This is a genomic window from Cohnella sp. GCM10012308, from assembly GCF_042649185.1.
In the GTDB taxonomy this organism is placed as follows: Bacteria; Bacillota; Bacilli; order Paenibacillales; family Paenibacillaceae; genus Cohnella.
Window position 1 is genome coordinate 707,621 of record NZ_JBHRYU010000001.1, and the last position, 17,729, is coordinate 725,349.

Consider the following 17,729-nt stretch of genomic DNA (forward strand, 5'->3'; position numbering starts at 1 on the left):
CGATTGCCGCATACGATGGTCGAGACGGGACAGGTCGGGCCTGTCTTCCTTGTCGTCTTTGTCGTCCGCCGCTATGTATCCAAAAGGAGAAACGATTGTATGCTGCTATATTTGATCTCGCTGTCGATCGTCGGCCTGGCGCTGCTGCTGTCCGGCATGAAGGTTATGGAGACCGCGCTCGCCAGCTGGGCCGGAGACCGCATGGCGCTCGCCGTCGCGCGCTCCACGTCGACGCCGCTCCGGGGCTTTGCCCTCGGCACGGCATCGAGCGCGCTGCTGCAAAGCGGCACCGCAGTTACGCTGCTCACGATCAGTCTCGTCAACAGCGGCATCCTGCCGTTCGCGCGCTGCTTCGGGATCCTGCTCGGCACCAACGTCGGTACCTGCCTGACGACGGAGCTCATGAGCCTTGCGCTCCACCGCTACGGTTTGCCCCTGCTGGGCGCCGGGACCGGCCTGTGGCTGCTGTCCCTGATGTCCGGGGAGTGGCGGGCGCTGCCGCCGCTGCCCCGCCGCGTGCACGAAGCCTGCCGCTTCGGCGGAGCGGTGCTCGCGGGCTTCGCCCTGCTGCTCGCCGGCTTCGCGCTGCTTCGCACGATGGGGCCGTTGCTCCAGCAGCAGGGCACGTTCGCTCGGCTGATGGACATGGCCTCGCAGCAGCCGGCGCTCGGCGTGCTCGGCGGCGCCGTGCTCACCGCGCTCATCCACTCCGGCGCCGCGGTCATCGGCATGTCAATGGGCTTCGTGTCCGCCGGCGCCATGAGTCCGGACACCGCCGTCGCGATCGTGCTCGGCGCCAACGTCGGCACCTGCGCGACGGGGCTGCTCGTCTCGCTTGGCGGCAGCCGCGGCGGCAAGCTGGTGGCGCTGTCGCAGATCGCGCTGAACGTCGGCGGCGTGCTGCTGTTCTACCCGCTGCGCCACGAGCTGCTGCTCGCAGCGGCCTACATCGCGCCCGGCAATGCCGCGGCCCAGATCGCGCATGCGCAAACGATCTTTAACGTCGCCTGCTCGCTGCTGGCGCTGCCGCTCGCCTATCTGTTCAAGCCGCCGGCCAAGCCGGCAATGCCCGCAGTAGCTTGATAGGCATCACGGACGCGGTCATTCAAAAACAAAGTGCGTTCAGTATGCGCCGGCAGCCGCAGGGTCGCCGCCAATAATCGCGATGCCCGAGCTCGTGCCGATGCGGCTCGCGCCGGCGAGCAGCATCGTCTCGGCCGTCGCCGCGTCGCGAACGCCGCCCGACGCCTTCACGCCGACATGTCCGGACACGGAAGACCGCATAAGCCGGATATCCGCTTCCGTCGCCTTGCCGGGGCCGAAGCCCGTGGACGTCTTCACGTAATCCGCGCCGGCCGCTTCGGAAAGGCGGCAGGCTTCGCGCTTCAGCTCGTCCGTAAGCGCGCCTGTCTCCAGGATTACCTTGACGAGCGCGCCGCCCTGCACGGCTCTCACGACGGAGGAGATGTCGCGCTGAACCGAGTCGAAGTCACGGTCGAGCAGCTTGCCGATCGACAGCACCATGTCGATCTCGGAGGCGCCGTCTTCGACGGCGGCCGCAGCCTCGAAAGCTTTGGCGCGCGTCGCGGCGGCGCCGAGCGGGAAACCGACGACCGCGCACACTTTGACATTGGTGCCGCCGAGCCGTTCGCGGCTCAGCCTGACCCATCTACCGTTGACGCACACGCTGTAAAACTGATAAGCGAGCGCTTCCTGACACAGCTGTTCGATGTCCGCGGTACGCGCCTCCGCCTTGAGCAGCGTATGGTCGATAAAGGGAGCGACCGATTGGCCCGGCGTCCAGATCGGAAAGCGGCCCGCCGTGACGACATGGCCGTCCTGCGGCTCGAAGCCGAGCTGGCGAAGCGCTTCGCGCAGCACTTCGTCGTTGTTGTCGTACCCGCCGCTGCGCTGCAGCCGCCAGCTCTCCGCGGGAGAATACCAGGCGACGCCTTTGATCTCTTCGATCTGCGCCTGCAGCGTACCCTCGCCGGCCTCGACGAGATAGTAGTGCACCTCTTTTTGGACGGTCGCTCTGTCTGCGGCTTCATACTGGTAACGAATGACCGACAACGGAGAGCGAATGTCTCCTCGGATTCCCGTCTCCTCCATAATTTCGCGCAGCGCCGTTTCTTCGATCGTTTCGCCGGGCTCCATCTTGCCTTTTGCCAGCGTCGTCTTGCCGAAGCGGTCCTCGATCATCTGAATTTCGATTTTTCCGCTGTTTTGACGGTACACGACGCCGCCTGCCGATATCTCCAACATTTCCGTTATCCCCCTATTTAAGCCTGCAAGGCAGGCATAAGCCCTGCCGCCGGCGCCTCGACCAGCTCGCCGCGGCATTCGTTCGCGCCGCCCTCGGTAATCCTCACCCGGCACAGCTTGCCGACGAGGGACGGATCGCCCTTGAATACGATGTTCAAATAATTATCCGCATGTCCGCTCATCAGACCGCTGCCCGCCGGCCCTTTTTCCCCGCGCTCGGGAATGATCTCAAGCACTTCGCCGACCCAATCCGCCGCATAATCGGCCTGCATGCGCTCCGAGAGCTCGATCAACTGCTGGACGCGCGCGTGCTTCGCTTCTTCGTCCACCTGGTCCTCCATGCGCGCGGCAGGCGTGCCCGTCCGCTTGGAATACGGGAACACGTGCATCTCGGCGAAGCCGATCTCCTCCATAAAGCGGTAGCCCCGTTCGTAGTGCGCATCCGTCTCGCCCGGAAAGCCGACGATAACGTCGGTCGTGATTGCGACGCCCGGCATCGCCGCCTTGATGCGCCGGATCTTGTCCGCGAACTCGGCCGTCGTATATTTGCGCCGCATGCGCTTCAGTACCTCGTCGTCGCCCGCCTGCAGCGGGATATGGAGATGCCTGCACATTTTTTCCGAGCCGTTCAGCACCTCGATCATCGCGTCGTCGATCTGGCTGGCCTCGATCGAGCTGATGCGGATTCGCTCGAGCCCTTCCACCTGATCCAGATCGCGAAGCAGATCCGCAAGCCGGTAATTCTCGAGATCGTCGCCGTAGCCGCCCGTATGAATGCCTGTCAGCACGATCTCCTTGTAGCCCGACGCGACCAGCTGCCGCGCCTGGGCAAGGACGCTCTCCGGGCTCCGGCTGCGCGACAGGCCGCGCGACCAAGGGATGATGCAGAAGGTGCAAAAATTGTTGCAGCCCTCCTGAATCTTGAGAAAAGCGCGGGTATGGTCGGCGAAATCGGGCACGTCGAGTTCCTCGAACTCGCGCGTCTTCATAATATTGCGCACGGCGTTGACCGGCCTGCGTTCGGACTGGATGTCCGCGACGTACGTCATCAGCTTGTCCCGGTCCTGCGTGCCGACGACAAGATCGACGCCCTCGATCGCGAGGATCTCGGCGGGCGACGTCTGCGCGTAGCAGCCCGTCACCGCGATAACGGCGTCCGGATTGCGTCGCACGGCGCGCCGGATGATCTGCCGGCTCTTTTTGTCGCCGGTGTTGGTTACCGTGCACGTGTTGATGACGTATACGTCCGCCGCGCGCGATTCGAAGTCCACCTGCTCGTAGCCTTCTTTTTTAAAGAGCTGCCACATCGCTTCCGTATCGTAGAAGTTGACCTTGCAGCCTAGCGTATAAAATGCCACCTTAGACATGGCGAGCTTCCCCCATCTCTCCGGATTGGTATCCGATTGCGGCCAGCGCTACGAGCGCCGCCGTCTCCGTGCGCAAAATGCGCCTGCCGAGCCCGACGCAGACCGCGCCTGCGGCCTCCGCCTGCCTGGCCTCTTCCTCGTCGAAGCCGCCCTCCGGACCGACGACGACGAGCAATCTAGGCTGAGACGAGCTTGCCGTCTCCTCCGAAAGCCGGCTTGCGAACGCTTCGAGCTCGGGCTTCAGTCCCGCGCCCCTGCGCCCTTCTTCCTCATAACAAAGCAGCACGCGGTCGAAGCGGCCGAACCCTGCCAGCAGCGCCTTCCACGAAGCGACTTCCTCGACTTCGGGCACGATGCCGCGATGCGCCTGCTCCGCCGCCTCCTTGGCGATCTTGCGCCAGCGGTCGAGCCGCTTCGCCTCCTTGCGCGCGTCGTACTGAACGACGGTGCGCTTCGAGACAAAAGGCAAAAACGCGGCCGCTCCGCACTCGGTCCCCTTCTGGATGACCGTCTCGAGCTTGTCGCCCTTGGGCAAGCTCTGTGCGACCGTGACGCGCCAGGCCATCTCGGATTCGGATGGGCCCGTGCGCACGACGCGCCCTTCGACGCGTCCGGCTTCTATGTGTACGATCTCGGCAAGACACTCTCGCCCCGACCCGTCGCAGGCGATAAACGGTTCGCCGGTCCTCGCCCGCATGACGGCGGACAGATGCCTGGCATCCTCCCCCAGCAGCACGACGGCGTCGCCGTCGATCTGGCCGGGATCGATAAAGTAACGCTGCATTCGCTTGAAGCCTCCACGATCGATTCAAGTTCCACCGTCCATCATACCTCGAAACGCGTTCAGGCGCTACCTTCGGAGCCTGAAAGAAGACATCCCGCCGCGGCCAAGTCGGTCTGTCGCCCGCCATTGTCGTTCCTTCGCCGCAATGCCTGCAAATACATCTTTTTTTGCCGATGGCACCCCTTTTGGAAAGGATAGATGTAAATGCGCAGTTATTTTCGCCTTTAAACCGGATTTCGGGCTTATGCTTTGAATTTGCCTGCATATTTGCAGGTATTTTACCAAGTGTCGCGGTGCGGCAGAAAATACATGTACAAATGCAGGTTTTGGAACCGCCTAACCTCCGAGAAGCCCCGCCGCGCCTCGTCGCATCGAAAGATTCACCATTTGCATCTGCGTATTCTATTGGCTACGCGCGCTTATGCCAAAAAAAGCCTCCGGGACGGATCCCGAAGGCGAATCAGGAAGGGTTATGCTGCAGCCCACCCTATGCAAACCCGTAAAAAGGCGTCGTGATATGAAGCAGCTTCGCGATCCACAGTGTGGCGTGGTGAATAATTGGATCGCCTAGAGAAAACAGCGGCGTAAGCGTCATCGCCTTAAGCGGCGGCAGGAATACGAACAGCAGGAACAAGAACATGCCCCACTGCTCGAACTGCATCATCTTGAGCCGCAGCCGCAGCGGCGCGAACTCCTCGACGATCCGGTAGCCGTCGAGCGGCGGCAGCGGAATCAGGTTGAACAAGAACAGCATGACATTGATCGGCACAAAATAACGGAATAAAGTCCAGACGGTCTCCTGCGTCGCGAACTGGTCCAGCGCGCCGAGCTTCACAAGCACGAGGTAAATAAATAATCCGATGAAGGCCAATAGCAGATTGCTGATCGGACCCGCGGCCGTGACCGCGATGCTCATCAGGCGCGGGCGACTGAATCGGCTGAGACGGACGGGGACCGGCTTCGCCCATCCGAAGCCGGCCACGAGCAGGAACAGGATGCCGAACAGATCCAGGTGCGCCATCGGGTTGAGCGTGACGCGCCCCTGCTCGTAGGCGGTCGGATCGCCGAACTTGTAAGCCGTCCATGCGTGCGCAAATTCGTGCACGGTGAACGCGACGAGCATCGTCAGCAAGACGAACGGCAGCTCGTTCAGCGGAAACCAAAAAAAGCTCATTCGTCCTCACCCTTCGGCTTGCCGCAGACGAACGCGATCCAGTCGTCCTGCCGCACGCGATCGACGATCTCGAAGCCGGCCGCGAGCAATCCCGCCTCGACGTCCTCTTCTTTGTTCTTGTAAATGCCGCTTGCGATATAGATGCCGCCCGGCTTCAGCACGTCGAAGACGTCCGCGATAAAAAGCAGAATGATCTCCGCAAGAATGTTGGCGACGACGAGGTCGACGGGCGGCACGACTCTCGAAGCGACAGCCTTGCCGTCAGCGGCTTCGCCGTCGCGCAGCACGCCGAGAAGATCGCTCAGCCGCACCTCGATATCGTCCTGCAGGCCGTTCAGCTTCACGTTCTCCGTCGCGCTGGACACCGCCACCGGGTCCAGGTCGAGCGCGAGCACGCGCGAGGCGCCCAGCTTCATCGCGCCGATCGCGAGAATGCCGGAGCCGGTGCCGACGTCGATGACGGTGTCGCCCGCCTTGATCGCGCCTTCGAGCGTGCGCAGGCAGAGCGCGGTCGTCGGATGCGTCCCGGTGCCGAACGCCATGCCCGGATCCAGCTCGATGATCAGTTCGTCCTCGCGAGGCGTATAATCCTCCCAGGTCGGCTTGATCGTGAGCCGCTCGGAAACCGGCAGCGGTTTGAAATACTTTTTCCAGGCATGCGCCCAGTCGTCCTCGTTCACTTCGCGGGTCTGCACGGTAAAGTTCCCGGCATCGTAGCCGAACTCGGGCAAGCCGCGCAGCAGCTCGGACAGCTCGTCGGCCAGCGTTTCACTGTAAATGTCTTCCGGAAAATAGCCTGCGATCACGGCCAGACCGGCCGGAATGTCGTTAAGCGGCTTGTCGTACCATTGTCCGAGCGACGTGTCCCTCGGCTTGTCGGGCGACCACGATTCCTCTATGGATACGCCGCCTGCACCCAGTTCATGCATATAGTGAGCGACCATTTCCTGCGCCTGCTCGTTTGCTACGATCGTAATCTCAAACCAACGCAATTCCGTTTCCCCCTAGACGACTCGTCGTTAGCCCCCATTATACATCTAGCTCCGAACGGGAAGCAAAAGCGAAAGTCGCGCGACTTACTAGACGATTTTCACCAAACTGTAGTTTTTCTTGCCCTTGCGGATGATCACGAACCGGCCGCCGATCGCGTGGCTCGCCGATACTTCCAGCTCGAGATCGCTGACGCGCTCGCCGTTCAGGTAAATTGCGCCTTTGGTGATGTCCTCGCGCGCCTGGCGCTTGGAAGGCTCGATCTTCAGGTCCACCAGCCAATTGACGATATTTTTGGCTTCCGGCGCCGCTTCGAAGGTCGGCATCTCCTTGAAGCCCTGCTCGATCTCGTCGGCGGTCAACGCCTTGATATCCCCGCTGAACAGCGCGTCCGTGATGCGCTTGGCCTGCTCGAGTAGATCGCCTCCGTGCACGAACCGCGTCATTTCCTCGGCCAGCGTTTTTTGCGCCTCGCGTTTGTGCGGCTCGGTCTGTACCTTCTCGGCCAGCTCGTCGATCCGTTCCTTGGACAAAAACGTAAAGTACTTGAGGTACTTGACCACGTCGCGGTCGTCGGTGTTGGCCCAGAACTGGTAGAACTCGTACGGCGTCGTCTTGTTCGGATCGAGCCATACGGCGCCGCCCGCCGTCTTGCCGAACTTCGTGCCGTCGGCCTTCAGCATGAGCGGAATCGTCAGTCCGAACGCCTTCGCTTCCGCGCCCTCCTTTTTGCGAATCAGATCGAGGCCGCTCGTAATGTTGCCCCACTGATCGGACCCGCCGATCTGCAGCTGAACGTCCTCTTCCTTGAACAAGTGGAGGAAGTCGAGCGATTGCAGGATTTGGTAAGAAAATTCAGTAAAGGAAATGCCGCTGTCGAGCCGGCTCGCCACGACGTCCTTGGCCAGCATCGAATTGATGCTGAAGTTTTTGCCGTAGTCACGCAAAAATTCGATTACGTTGATCTTGTGCGTCCAATCGTAATTGTTGACGATGCGCATCGGAGCCTGGCTCGTGTCTTCCGTCAGGAACAGCTTGGTGAGCTGCGCCGCCAGCGCCTCCACGTTCGCCTGGATCTGCTCGAGCGTCTGCAGCGAACGCTCCGTCGTGCGTCCGCTCGGATCGCCGATCGTGCCGGTCGCCCCCCCGATGAGGATGACCGGACGATGGCCGGCCAGCTGGAACCGCTTCAGCACCATGAACGGGATCAGATGCCCGATATGCATGCTGTCGCCGGTCGGATCTACGCCGCAATACAGCGAGACCGCCTTCTGGGATGTCAATCCGCGCAAGCCTTCGGCGTCGGTCTGTTGATTGATCGCGTCACGCCATTCGAGTTCGTCGATAATGTTCATGCTCATTGGTTCCCGCTCCCCTTGGCTGAAAATAAAAAATCGCCCCTTGTCTAAATAGACATAGGGACGATTGGACCACCGTGTTACCACCCAAATTGCACCGATGAACGCCGCGAATAACGCGCGCCATGGATGCCGCTCTCGGCGAGATATCGATCGCCAGGCCGCCCGGCATTACCCGGGTTACTCCAGAACGTAATTCGCTGGCCAGCGTGTGTACCGGGTCTCATCGACCCCCGGCTTCCTGAGACAGGGACGAGGCAGCTACTGATTCCTTCAACGTAATGCATATGAGTTACAGACATTTTATTGATATTAACGGACGATGTCAACCTCGAACTCGTTAAGCGAGCGTGCCGCCCGTATCTTGAATGACTCTGCGCGCCTGTTCGACGGATTCGCCGGGGATGTCGGCGGTCAGATGGATCGCGGCAGCTTTGGAAGCCCCCGGGCTGTATTCCGCCGTGCCGGTCCCGAGCTCCTCCGCGGCTTCGAGCTCCGCGCCGCCGTACAGCATCGCGCTGGCGACGCCGCTTGCGATCGCATCCTGGCGGCCGGCCTTTGAGCCAAAATCCGCGCCCGCCGCAGCGCTTTCCATGCGGAAGCGATCCCCTCGCAGCGCCGTCAGCTTGCGGACTGCGGCTTCCGCTTCCTCCTGCGAGTCGAAGCTCGCTTCAAGCGTCGTCTTGTCCACGTCGCTCACGTCCCTTCGTATTGCTGCGCCCGGCGGTCGGCTTCCTCCGAGCGCTGCAGCGCTTCCAGATCGTCCGCATCCGCGCGTTCCGCCGCGAACTCGACGTTCTCGGCTTTCGCTAAGGGTAACTGCTCATTGCTCTCGTTCCGCTTGCCCATCGATATTGATCCTCCCGTAATGGCGAATAAAATGCATGCAGTCGCCGTTTAGGATGCGCGATCGGCGGCAGCTTATGCGCGGGAGGCGAGATTGCGCCTGCGCTGGACTGGACGAGACGAGCTGATTAGTGTGACGTTGAAGGGATCCGCTTGATGCGATCGGACCGAGAGTCCGCTATTTCTCGACATCAGCGCATAACTGCGGACTAGCGGACACACGATTCGTTATTGGCGCAGGAGGCGGGAGGCGCTAAGAAGTATTGCCGTGCCGCGTGGTTCTGCGAGTATTTCATTGTACTATTACGTGCCACGAGTTATTGCGAGTAAGCGAGATGCCACCAGGTAATACGAAATGCCCCTGGGACGCGTAACTGAATCGCGAACAGAATAGTAACTAAAACAAGAAAAGGAAGCCGATTTCCCAGTCACCTTCATGACAATGAGAATCGGCTTCTTACTTAGACCGCTAATCGCCCAGGATCGCTTTTTTCATGCGTTCGAAAATCGATTGGTGCTGCTCATGCGTGGACTCGCCCGTCGTGGAACCGAATTCCCGCAGCAGCTCGCGCTGCGCATCGTTCAGGTTGGTCGGCGTGACGACCGTCACCTTGACGTGCTGGTCGCCCTGGCCATAGCCGCGCAGCTTCGGCACGCCCTTGCCCTTGAGGCGGAAGTACGTGCCCGTCTGCGTGCCCGCCGGAATCTTGAGCTTGACCTTCTCGGTCAGCGTCGGAATCTCGATCTCGTCGCCCAGCGCCGCCTGCGCGAACGTCAGCGGCACTTCGCAGTAGATGTCGTCGCCGTCGCGCTCGAAAAAGTCGTGCGCCTTGACGCGCAGGACGACATACAGGTCGCCCGAAGGTCCGCCGCGCGTGCCGCCTTCGCCCTCGCCGCTTACGCGAAGCTGCGAGCCGTCGTCCACGCCCGCCGGAATCTTGACGTGGATTTTGCGCTGCTTCTTCACCTGGCCGCTGCCCGAGCACACTTTACAGCGGTCTTTGATGATTTTGCCGCGTCCGCCGCAGGTCGAGCAGGTTCTGCGGTTGACGATGCGCCCGAACGGCGTGTTCTGCGCGACTTCCTGCTGTCCCGTGCCGCGGCAGGTCGGACAGTTGTCGACCTTAGTCCCCGGCTCGGCCCCGCTGCCGTGACAGTGGTCGCAGCTCTCGGTGCGCGGGATGGTAATGTCAAGCTCCTTGCCGAATACGGCTTCCTTGAACTCGATCGTCATCGTATATTGCAGGTCGTTGCCGCGCTGCGGCGCGTTGGGGTCGCGCCGGCCGCCGCCGCCGCCGAAGAACATATCGAAGATATCGCCGAAGCCGCCGCCGAAGTCGCCCTGTCCGCCGCCCATGCCCGCCATCGGATCCTCATGGCCGAACTGGTCGTAGCGCGCGCGCTTTTGATCGTCGCTTAGCGTATCGTAGGCTTCCTTGACTTCCTTGAACTTGGCCTCCGCGTCGGCCGCCTTGTTCACGTCGGGGTGAAACTTGCGGGCGAGGCCGCGGTAAGCCTTCTTGATCTCGTCCGCGGATGCGCCCTTGCCGACGCCGAGCACCTCATAAAAATCCTTTTTGTCCGCCACTGTTCAACCTCCATCTCCATGACAAAGTCAAAGCGGGTTCCGCCGCGCGCCATCGAGGCAGCGCCAAGCGGAACCGGCTTTGACTACTCGCTGCCGCCGGCAGCCTGCTATCTATGCTTTATTTCTTGTCTTCGTCCACGACTTCGTAGTCGGCGTCGACAACGTTGTCTTTCTTCGCGGAAGACGGACCTGCGTCAGCGCCGCCGGCTTCGCCTTGCGCGGCTTGGGCATCCTGGGCCGCTTGCTCGTAGACCTTGACGGACAGCTGCTGCACGATGCCGGAGAGCTCGTCGGAGGCGGCCTTGATCTCGTCGAGGTTGTCGCTCTCGAGCGCCTTCTTGACCTTTTCCTTCGCCGCTTCGACGTTCGCTACCTCGGAGGCGTCGACTTTTTCGCCGAGATCCTTGACGGATTTGTCGGCTGCATAGACGAGTTGGTCGGCGCTGTTCTTCGCTTCGATCAGCTCGCGGCGCTTGCTGTCTTCTTCGGCGTGCAGCTCGGCTTCCTTCTGCATGCGTTCGATCTCTTCCTTGGACAGACCGCCCGAAGACGTGATCGTGATCTTCTGGCTCTTGCCGGTGCCCTTGTCGAGCGCGGAGACGTTAACGATGCCGTTGGCATCGATGTCGAACGTGACCTCGATCTGCGGCATGCCGCGCGGCGCCAGCGGGATGTCGGTCAAGTTGAAGCGGCCGAGCGTCTTGTTGTCCTTCGCCATGGCGCGCTCGCCTTGAAGCACGTGAATCTCGACCTGCGTCTGGTTGTCCGCGAAGGTGGAGAACACTTGGGACTTGCTTGTCGGAATCGTCGTATTGCGGTCGATCATCTTCGTCAGAACGCCGCCTGCCGTCTCGATGCCGAGCGACAGCGGGGTCACGTCGAGCAGCACGACATCCTTGACGTCGCCCGTCAGGACGCCGGCTTGAACCGCGGCGCCGAGCGCGACGACTTCGTCCGGGTTAACGCCTTTGTGCGGCTCTTTTCCGGTCAGGCGCTTGATCGCTTCCTGGACGGCCGGAATCCGCGTGGAACCGCCGACCAGCACGATCTTGTCGATTTGCGCGGCGGACAGGCCGGCATCGGACATCGCTTGACGAGTAGGGCCCATCGTGCGCTCGACGAGCGAGGACGTGATCTCGTCGAACTTGGCGCGGGTCAGGTTCATTTCCAAGTGCTGCGGCACGCCGTCCACGACCGTGATGAACGGCAGGGAAATCGTCGTTTGCAGTACGCCGGACAGTTCCTTCTTCGCTTTTTCGGCTGCGTCCTTAAGGCGCTGAACGGCCGATTTGTCCTTCAGGAGATCGATGCCCTGCTCCTTCTTGAACTCGGCGGACAGCCATTCCATGACGACTTGGTCGAAGTCGTCGCCGCCCAGGTGATTGTCGCCGCTCGTCGCTTTGACTTCGAAGAAGCCGGAGCCGAGCTCGAGAATACTGACGTCGAACGTACCGCCGCCAAGGTCGAATACGAGAATCGTTTGGTCTTCGGCCTTCTCGAGACCGTACGCAAGCGCTGCGGCCGTCGGCTCGTTGACGATACGCAGCACTTCGAGGCCCGCGATGGCGCCTGCGTCCTTGGTGGCTTGACGCTGGCTGTCATTAAAGTATGCCGGAACGGTAATAACGGCTTGCGATACCGTTTGGCCGAGATAAGCTTCGGCGTCCGATTTTAGCTTTTGCAAAATAATCGCGGAGATCTCTTGCGGCGAATAGTCCTTGCCGTCGATTGATTCCTTGTGGTTCGTGCCCATGTGACGCTTGACCGAGCTGACGGTGCGGTCTGGGTTCGTGATCGCCTGGCGCTTCGCCGTATCGCCGACGATGCGCTCTCCGTCCTTCTTGAAGCCGACGACAGACGGGGTGGTGCGGTTGCCTTCCGGATTCGGGATGACGACGGCTTCGCCGCCCTCCATGACCGCTACGCAAGAATTGGTGGTACCCAGGTCAATGCCGATAACTTTGCTCATGATTCAAGTCCTCCAGTCTTAAAATGCGTGAATTTGAAATTCACTCGTGATTTTGAAGTTCGGTTAAGTAGAAATTACCCGCTAACCTTGACCATGGCGGGACGGATGACCTTATCGCTCAACCAGTAGCCCGGTTGGACGACCTCGACGACAATGCCTTCTTCGTATTCGTCCGACTCCACCTGCATGATCGCCTGGTGAAGCTCGGGATCGAACGGCTGGCCGACCGGCTCCATCACCTTCAACCCTTCGGTTTCGAGCACTTGCCAGAGCTGGCGGTTAATCATATCAATGCCCTTGACGAAAGAATCGCTCTCGGATCCTTCGGACGAGGTCTGCAGCGCGCGCCCGAAGTTGTCGAGCACGGGAAGCAAATTCGTCACGAGCTTGACCGAAGCGTACTTTTGCAGATCGGCCGTCTCCTTAAGCGTGCGGCGCCGATAGTTGTCGAAGTCGGCCTGCACGCGAAGCTGGCGCTGGTACGCCTCCTCGGTCTGGCGCTTCAACTCCTCGAACCGGTCTTCCTCCGGCGCTGCCGACGCTTGCTCGGCTTGCTCCGCCTGCGCCCCGGTCGCCTCTTCCGTCTCTGGCGCGGCTTGTTCCGACGCTTCCGCGTGCGGCTCCTGCTTCAAATCCTGGTCCATTGCCCCGGCTCCTTCCTCATCAAGATCATTTTGCGCGTTCATGCGTTATTTGTACAATCGGTTGTAAAGACGGGACAAATCCCCGGACAAATAATCCAGCAGGCCGATGACCTTGCCGTACTCCATGCGCGTCGGACCCAATATGCCGATCGTACCGAGCAAATGGCCGTCCGCGGAGATCGTCGCCGTCACGAGACTGCATTGGTTAATCGCCTCTACGCCGTTCTCCGTCCCTATCCGTACCTGTATCCCTTCGGACAGCGACTGAAACAGCTGCATCAGGCGCGGCGTCTCCTCGAGCACGTCCAGGATTCCCTTGACCTTGTCGACGTCCTTGAACTCCGGCTGCGTCAGTATGTTGGTCGCGCCGCTCAGGTACACCTTGGGCTCGGTCTCTTCCTTCAGCGTATCCTCGAGCAAGGACAAAATATGCTCGCAATGGTCGATATAACTGCTCAGCTCTTTGGCCACCTCGGTATACAGCACCATTTTCACCTTATAAAAGGGAACGCCGGTCAGCTTGTCGTTGAGCAGGCCCGCGATTCTGCGCATATCGTCCATGCTCACGCCCTCGGGCAGCGTGATGGTCCGGTGTTCCACATGTCCCGTGTTGGCGACCACGATGGCGACAGCCGTCGTGTCGTTCAGCGGGAGCAGCTGGAAGTGCTTGAGGCTCGTATGAAACGAGTCCGGACCGAGCACGATCGACGTATAGTTGGTCAGCTGCGACACGATCGTCGCGGCGTGACTCACGGCGCCTTCCCAGTGATTCATCTTCTCCGCGACCAGGCCGCGAAGACGCTTGACGTCCTGTTCCTTGACGCCGCCGAGCCGGATCAGATGGTCCACGTAATAACGATATCCCTTAATGGAAGGAATGCGGCCGGCCGACGTATGCGGCTGCTCCAGCAGCCCGAGCTCCTCGAGATCGGCCATATCGTTGCGGATGGTGGCGGGGCTGAACGAGACGTCGCTGCGCTTGGAGATGCTGCGCGAGCCGACGGGCTCCGCCGAGCGAATATAGTCGTCTACAATGGCGCTTAGAATCATACGTTGACGCTCGCTGAGCATGAATCGTTCCCCCTCCTCGCCGTCGTTAGCACTCAACGATCATGAGTGCTAATCACTATTACAAAAATACCAAACCGCGCTTGTCGTGTCAAGACGACCGGAGCGGTTTGGCATAGATTCGGGCGGATGCCCATTTTGCTACGCAGGCTATTCCAATATCCGTACGACCGCGATCTCGTCGCAGTTGTTGCGCTTGCTGCAGTGCACGCAATCGGTCCACACTTTTTCGGGGAAAATCTCCTTGTCGACGACGCTGAAGCCGTTTTTCAAAAAGAACTTCACTTCATAAGTAAGCGCCATGACCTTCGGTATATTCATGCGGCGCGCTTCGTCGATCAGCGCGTCGACGATGCGGGAGCCGATCCCCATGCCCTTGTATCCTTCGCTCATCCCGAGCGAGCGGATCTCGACCAGATCGGAGCCAAGACGGAACAACGAACCGCAGCCGATCAACTTGCCGGCATCCTCGACGACGACGAAAGAGTCGATATGGCGCAACAGGGCCTCTCTCGATCGCGGAAGCATAATTCCCTTTTCCGCATATCCCTGGATCAACTCGAACAGCGCCTCGACGTCTTCCGGCCTTGCCTTGCGGCTCACGATCGTTATGTTCATGGTCTCCCTACTTTCCGTCCGCGCCGACGGCGCCTCCTGATAAGATGATGTGAATAAATATACATGAATACGAATGAATTCTCAATACCATTTTTTAAAAGCCGCGATGCGTCCGATCGGATTTACAAATAACGATTGACAATATATTTATTACCCCATCATAATAACGATCACCAAGTAGTATTTTAAAATACGACTAATGAGAAAGGCGGATCAGCCATGATCGAAAGGCTAAAACGGCTCGGACTCTCCGAGCTGGAAGCGCGCTGCTACCTGGCGCTTCACGAAGAAGCGTCCCTCTCCGGCTACGAGGTCGCCAAGCGCGTCTCCGTATCGCGGACCAATGTCTATGCGGCGCTGCGGTCTCTCGTGGACAAAGGCGTATGCAGAGCCGCGGAAGGCGATCCGGTTATGTACGGCGCCGTGCCGATCGGACAAGTCATCCGCATGCTGCGCTCCGAATTCGACGAGATCGCGGACGTGCTGGTCAAAGAACTCAAGCCGAAGCCTACGGCGGCTTCGTTCTACAATTGGTCGGGGGAAACCAACATCCGCCTGTCCCTCAGGCGCATGATCGCCAGCGCGGAACGCTCGATCGTCGTCGACATCTGGAGCGAGGACTTCGCGGAGTTCGAGCCGCTGCTGCTGGATGCCGAGGCGAGAGGCGTCGTCGTCGTCGCGATCACGCTGGGCCAGGTCCGGTCGAAGCTTAAGCACGTGCGCACGCACAAGCGAATGGAAATGTGGCTGCCCCAAGACGCGCGCGACTATTACGTGCTGTGCGACTGGAAAGAAGGCTTTATCGGCAGCTTCGGCGCCGCCGGCAAGTCGGCCGCGCTGGAGACGAATCACCCCGCCGTCGCGCACGTGCTCAAGCAGGCCTTCCAGCACGACGTCATGATGATGGACATCGAGCGGGACTTCGGCGCCGAGCTCGAACGCGCCTACGGCGGCGATTACGAGAACCTGCTTGAGCGCTATCGCGAACAATACGGACTTGAATGAAGATTTAAGGGAGAGAAGCTCGCACATGAAAAACGCAGTCGCACGCGCGCTGCCCGTCAGCGCCACCGTGTTCCCGATCCTGTACATGATCAGCACGGTTCACTTGCTTAACGATTCGATGCAATCGACCGTCACCGCGCTCTTTCCCGTGCTGCGGGAGTCGCAGCACCTGAGTTACGGCCAGATCGGTCTCATCGCCTTTATGATGAACATTACCGCTTCGCTTCTGCAGCCGCTCATCGGCTGGCTCGCCGACAAGAAACCGCGTCCCTTTATCCTGCCGCTCGGCGTCTGCTTTACGCTGCTCGGCGTCGTCATGCTCGCGCTCGCGCCGAACTTCGCGACCATCCTGTTGTCCGTTACCGCGATCGGGATCGGTTCTGCAGCCTTTCACCCCGAATCTTCGCGCGTGGCCTATCTCGCCGCGGGCAACAACCGGGGTCTGGCGCAGTCGATCTTCCAGGTAGGCGGCAACATCGGCAGCGCGCTCGGTCCCGTCATGACCGCCACCATCTTCATTCCGCTCGGGCAGAAAGGCGTCCTTTTATTCATCGTCGCCGCCGTGGCGGGCATCGTGCTGCAGACGCTGGTCGCTCGCTGGTACGCGGCAGTGGGCGCGGCGCCCAGGCCGAAGAAGGCGGCGCAGCCCCTTCCATCCGCCAGCAGGCTGACGGCCGGCAAAGTGCGGATATCGGTCGGTATCCTGATCCTGCTCGTTTTTTCCAAGCATGTGTACCTTTCTAGCTTTACAAGCTTCTATTCGCTGTATTTGATCGACGACTTCGGCGTAGGCAAACAGTCGGCGCAGTGGTACCTATTCGCGTTCCTCGTCGCATCCGCGGCCGGCACCTTCATCGGAGGCCCTCTCGCCGACCGGTTCGGCCGACGCAACATCATCTGGCTCTCGATTTTGGGCACCGCGCCCTTCTCGATCGCGCTTCCTTATGCCGACCCGTTCTGGTCCGCGGTATTGTGCGTTTGCGCCGGGTTCGTGCTCTCCTCCGCCTTCTCGATCATCGTCGTTTACGCGCAGGAGCTGCTCCCCGGCAAAATCGGTCTCGTATCCGGCCTCTTCTTCGGCCTCGCATTCGGCCTGGGCGGACTCGGCTCCGCGCTGCTCGGCGAGATCGCCGACCATACCAGCATATCGACGGTTATGCATATTTGTGCCTTCCTGCCGCTGCTCGGCATCTTCACGCTGCTGCTGCCGAAGGATGCGGAGCTGCAGGGCCGTTAAGCCGAGCTTATTCAGAAAAAACCGCCAAGGCAGCTTGCAGCTCGCCTTGGCGGTTTTTTTAAGTTTAGAGGATACCTGAAACTTGCGTGGCTCGGAACGCCCTTCTATGGCTCATCCTGCAGCCTCTCCGACGGACTCGGGGATCGACGGACTCGGGGATCGACGGACTCGGGGATCGTCGCCCGCGTGATACTTTCGCCGCAATGCCTGCAAATAAAGTCAATTTCATAAACATTTTTTGCCAGTACAAATCCGAACTTTTAATACGAAATAGAATCTCTGAGATTCGGAAATGATCCCAAAACCGAACGTTATTCGCCAAATCTTATGAATAAGTTTGTTTGAACTTGCGATTTTTTGAATTATGAAATTGACTTAATATACATCTTTTCATGGCGTAGTCGACCTTTTTGCACAGAAAGATGCAAAAGCTCCTAGGCCCCCTATCAAATTGGAGTCCCCCCCTACAATGTTTTAAACTAGGGATGAGGGAGATGAGCGGGATGGGAAAAAGGTTAAAGGAAGAAGCACGGCTTAGAATTGTTAAGGAAGCATTGGCTGGCGTTAAGGTGGGGGTACTTGCTCGCATGTACGACATTCACCCCGAAACCATTCGGTTGTGGATACGCGAGCATCGCGACTTTATTCCACCGGAGGACATTCCTGCGGCAGACGAGCATTTGCAAGAGATCCAGCGGTTGCAGGAAGTCGAACAGCGGTACGACAGAGCGGTTAAAGCGCTTGGTGAAAAAGAACTCGAAATTGAAATTCTCCGTGAACTGTTAAAAAAAACAACCCCCGTTTATCCGAGAAATT

Annotated in this window: 17 protein-coding genes; 4 read left to right on the forward strand and 13 right to left on the reverse strand. The window is 60.0% G+C overall.

Going from position 1 to position 17,729, the window contains the following annotated elements:
• Window positions 1–99 precede the first annotated feature (99 nt).
• Complete coding sequence (locus tag ACFOTD_RS03215; RefSeq protein ID WP_378115633.1) at window positions 100–1,083, forward strand: Na/Pi symporter; 984 nt, start codon at window positions 100–102, stop codon at window positions 1,081–1,083.
• Window positions 1,084–1,122: 39 nt separating this feature from the next.
• Here ACFOTD_RS03215 and deoC read toward each other — a convergent pair whose 3' ends face one another.
• From deoC to ACFOTD_RS03280, 13 genes are all read right to left on the reverse strand, one after another.
• Complete coding sequence (deoC, locus tag ACFOTD_RS03220) at window positions 1,123–2,265, reverse strand: deoxyribose-phosphate aldolase (RefSeq protein ID WP_378115635.1); 1,143 nt, start codon at window positions 2,263–2,265, stop codon at window positions 1,123–1,125.
• A 17-nt stretch (window positions 2,266–2,282) separates the two neighbouring features.
• Entirely contained in the window at window positions 2,283–3,632 is a 1,350-nt protein-coding gene (gene mtaB, locus ACFOTD_RS03225) for a tRNA (N(6)-L-threonylcarbamoyladenosine(37)-C(2))-methylthiotransferase MtaB (RefSeq protein ID WP_378115637.1), read from the reverse strand.
• Window positions 3,625–4,416, reverse strand: a complete 792-nt coding sequence (locus ACFOTD_RS03230; protein WP_378115639.1) for an RsmE family RNA methyltransferase — start codon at window positions 4,414–4,416, stop codon at window positions 3,625–3,627. The genes mtaB and ACFOTD_RS03230 overlap by 8 nt, the downstream gene beginning before the upstream one ends.
• Window positions 4,417–4,903: 487 nt before the next feature.
• Complete coding sequence (locus ACFOTD_RS03235) at window positions 4,904–5,590, reverse strand: site-2 protease family protein (protein WP_378115641.1); 687 nt, start codon at window positions 5,588–5,590, stop codon at window positions 4,904–4,906.
• Window positions 5,587–6,582: a 50S ribosomal protein L11 methyltransferase gene (prmA, locus tag ACFOTD_RS03240; RefSeq protein WP_378115642.1), complete on the reverse strand. Its 996-nt coding sequence runs from the start codon at window positions 6,580–6,582 to the stop codon at window positions 5,587–5,589. Before prmA ends, ACFOTD_RS03235 begins: the two co-directional genes overlap by 4 nt.
• 87 nt (window positions 6,583–6,669) lie before the next feature.
• Window positions 6,670–7,935, reverse strand: a complete 1,266-nt coding sequence (tyrS, locus tag ACFOTD_RS03245) for a tyrosine--tRNA ligase (RefSeq protein ID WP_378115702.1) — start codon at window positions 7,933–7,935, stop codon at window positions 6,670–6,672.
• Between the two features lie 343 nt (window positions 7,936–8,278).
• Window positions 8,279–8,629 (reverse strand): hypothetical protein, encoded by a 351-nt coding sequence (locus ACFOTD_RS03250; protein ID WP_378115644.1) that lies wholly within the window; start codon window positions 8,627–8,629, stop codon window positions 8,279–8,281.
• A gap of 5 nt (window positions 8,630–8,634) precedes the next feature.
• The gene (locus ACFOTD_RS03255; RefSeq protein ID WP_378115646.1) at window positions 8,635–8,787 is read right to left on the reverse strand and encodes a YfhD family protein; all 153 of its coding nucleotides are present in this window, start codon (window positions 8,785–8,787) and stop codon (window positions 8,635–8,637) included.
• A 466-nt stretch (window positions 8,788–9,253) separates the two neighbouring features.
• Entirely contained in the window at window positions 9,254–10,372 is a 1,119-nt protein-coding gene (gene dnaJ, locus ACFOTD_RS03260; protein WP_378115648.1) for a molecular chaperone DnaJ, read from the reverse strand.
• A gap of 118 nt (window positions 10,373–10,490) precedes the next feature.
• Entirely contained in the window at window positions 10,491–12,341 is a 1,851-nt protein-coding gene (dnaK, locus tag ACFOTD_RS03265; RefSeq protein ID WP_378115650.1) for a molecular chaperone DnaK, read from the reverse strand.
• A 74-nt stretch (window positions 12,342–12,415) separates the two neighbouring features.
• On the reverse strand, window positions 12,416–12,985 hold the full coding sequence (gene grpE / locus ACFOTD_RS03270; protein ID WP_378115652.1) for a nucleotide exchange factor GrpE: 570 nt from the start codon (window positions 12,983–12,985) through the stop codon (window positions 12,416–12,418).
• 45 nt (window positions 12,986–13,030) lie between these two features.
• Window positions 13,031–14,056: a heat-inducible transcriptional repressor HrcA gene (gene hrcA, locus ACFOTD_RS03275; RefSeq protein WP_378115654.1), complete on the reverse strand. Its 1,026-nt coding sequence runs from the start codon at window positions 14,054–14,056 to the stop codon at window positions 13,031–13,033.
• Between the two features lie 147 nt (window positions 14,057–14,203).
• On the reverse strand, window positions 14,204–14,671 hold the full coding sequence (locus tag ACFOTD_RS03280; protein ID WP_378115656.1) for an N-acetyltransferase: 468 nt from the start codon (window positions 14,669–14,671) through the stop codon (window positions 14,204–14,206).
• A gap of 219 nt (window positions 14,672–14,890) precedes the next feature.
• On the opposite strand from ACFOTD_RS03280, the gene ACFOTD_RS03285 reads away from it, so the two are divergent.
• The 3 genes from ACFOTD_RS03285 to ACFOTD_RS03295 form a co-directional block, all read left to right on the forward strand.
• Window positions 14,891–15,676, forward strand: coding sequence for a TrmB family transcriptional regulator (locus ACFOTD_RS03285; RefSeq protein WP_378115658.1), 786 nt, complete (start codon window positions 14,891–14,893; stop codon window positions 15,674–15,676).
• A gap of 25 nt (window positions 15,677–15,701) precedes the next feature.
• On the forward strand, window positions 15,702–16,913 hold the full coding sequence (locus ACFOTD_RS03290) for an MFS transporter (RefSeq protein ID WP_378115660.1): 1,212 nt from the start codon (window positions 15,702–15,704) through the stop codon (window positions 16,911–16,913).
• Between the two features lie 503 nt (window positions 16,914–17,416).
• Window positions 17,417–17,729: transposase (locus ACFOTD_RS03295; RefSeq protein ID WP_378115662.1), on the forward strand; the 313-nt coding region annotated here is incomplete at its 3' end.

Excerpts from the sequence above, each read along its gene's own strand:
- ACFOTD_RS03215 (WP_378115633.1), top strand. The coding sequence starts at position 100 with ATGCTGCTATATTTGATCTCGCTGTCGATCGTCGGCCTGGCGCTGCTG.
- deoC (WP_378115635.1), bottom strand. The coding sequence starts at position 2,265 with ATGTTGGAGATATCGGCAGGCGGCGTCGTGTACCGTCAAAACAGCGGA.
- mtaB (WP_378115637.1), bottom strand. The coding sequence starts at position 3,632 with ATGTCTAAGGTGGCATTTTATACGCTAGGCTGCAAGGTCAACTTCTAC.
- ACFOTD_RS03230 (WP_378115639.1), bottom strand. The coding sequence starts at position 4,416 with ATGCAGCGTTACTTTATCGATCCCGGCCAGATCGACGGCGACGCCGTC.
- ACFOTD_RS03235 (WP_378115641.1), bottom strand. The coding sequence starts at position 5,590 with ATGAGCTTTTTTTGGTTTCCGCTGAACGAGCTGCCGTTCGTCTTGCTG.
- tyrS (WP_378115702.1), bottom strand. The coding sequence starts at position 7,935 with ATGAACATTATCGACGAACTCGAATGGCGTGACGCGATCAATCAACAG.
- ACFOTD_RS03255 (WP_378115646.1), bottom strand. The coding sequence starts at position 8,787 with ATGGGCAAGCGGAACGAGAGCAATGAGCAGTTACCCTTAGCGAAAGCC.
- dnaK (WP_378115650.1), bottom strand. The coding sequence starts at position 12,341 with ATGAGCAAAGTTATCGGCATTGACCTGGGTACCACCAATTCTTGCGTA.
- grpE (WP_378115652.1), bottom strand. The coding sequence starts at position 12,985 with ATGGACCAGGATTTGAAGCAGGAGCCGCACGCGGAAGCGTCGGAACAA.
- hrcA (WP_378115654.1), bottom strand. The coding sequence starts at position 14,056 with ATGCTCAGCGAGCGTCAACGTATGATTCTAAGCGCCATTGTAGACGAC.
- ACFOTD_RS03280 (WP_378115656.1), bottom strand. The coding sequence starts at position 14,671 with ATGAACATAACGATCGTGAGCCGCAAGGCAAGGCCGGAAGACGTCGAG.
- ACFOTD_RS03285 (WP_378115658.1), top strand. The coding sequence starts at position 14,891 with ATGATCGAAAGGCTAAAACGGCTCGGACTCTCCGAGCTGGAAGCGCGC.
- ACFOTD_RS03290 (WP_378115660.1), top strand. The coding sequence starts at position 15,702 with ATGAAAAACGCAGTCGCACGCGCGCTGCCCGTCAGCGCCACCGTGTTC.